We start from the raw sequence: 989 nt of genomic DNA on the forward strand, positions 1-989 counted from the left end.
TTTCAAACGGTGAACCGATGGGAAAGAGGACGCGCCAAACCCTCCCAGCTTGCTTTAAATGCAATAGAACAAAAACTCGCAGAAATGGGTGTACAAGGGTCTGATCTGCTTTACAAATATTTTAAGCAACAGTAGGCAAGCAAAATTTGCCCCCAAAAGTGGCGCTTATACTCATTTATTTCTTGGAGAAAAAATCTGAGTGCATCAATGCTAACCGCATTCTTCTATATTTTACCAATAGCTCTCATTCCATTACTTCCTTTTTGGTGCAAAGAGGAGATACGTGGAAAATTGAACATGGTGTAAAGATTTGTAATAGATGTGGCTAAAAAACCAGCATCCAAGGCTGTAAGGCAGATGGAATAGCCTCCATATCAATCAGATAATCCCTAAATCGCTTGATATGACGGGTGAGATCAGGACTTAAAGAGGCCACATCTTATCACCTTTAATAAAAGATTATATAGAAAAAATAAAATAAAGTAAGCAATACAAAACCTTTGTACTATCCTTATAAAGATACCCACGAACTTAGAGAATTAGTTACTGATAATGCAAGAAGAAAGAAATATTGCTGTTGGACAGTTAAAATTAATTCGCGATCAGATTCTCAATTCTTATTTAAACATCATAGAAAAGAGTTTTCAAGAAAATCATTCACAATTCAAGCTCATTAATTATGGTACGGGTTCGGGTAAGACTCACCAGTTGTTTGAAGCGATGTGCCAAACGATTGAAAAGTATCCATATATTCAAACTATTGGTATTTATGTTGCTCCGTTAAGAGAACATTTATCTGTTCCCAGTCAAGTTAAAGATAAATATCAAAATATCCCCGTCTATACTATAAATTCCTTAGAAATGAAGACGACGGACAAATACATTCTACTCTATAAAAAATGGATACCTTTAATCCTGAAAAACACAAAACTGTGGAAACAAGCCTCTTTAGCCTCTTTTAAAGATAAAGTTGAAGAACATAAGCAAAA

1 protein-coding gene is annotated in these 989 nt (G+C 34.9%); it reads left to right on the forward strand.

Translation table 11 applies throughout. The features are described 5' to 3' along the window. Positions 1-552: 552 nt before the first annotated feature. The coding region (locus M595_RS27915; RefSeq protein WP_023069906.1) for a hypothetical protein at positions 553-989 on the forward strand (437 nt) is incomplete at its 3' end.

Origin of the sequence: Lyngbya aestuarii BL J, from assembly GCF_000478195.2 — a bacterium.
Classification (GTDB): domain Bacteria; phylum Cyanobacteriota; class Cyanobacteriia; order Cyanobacteriales; family Microcoleaceae; genus Capilliphycus; species Capilliphycus aestuarii.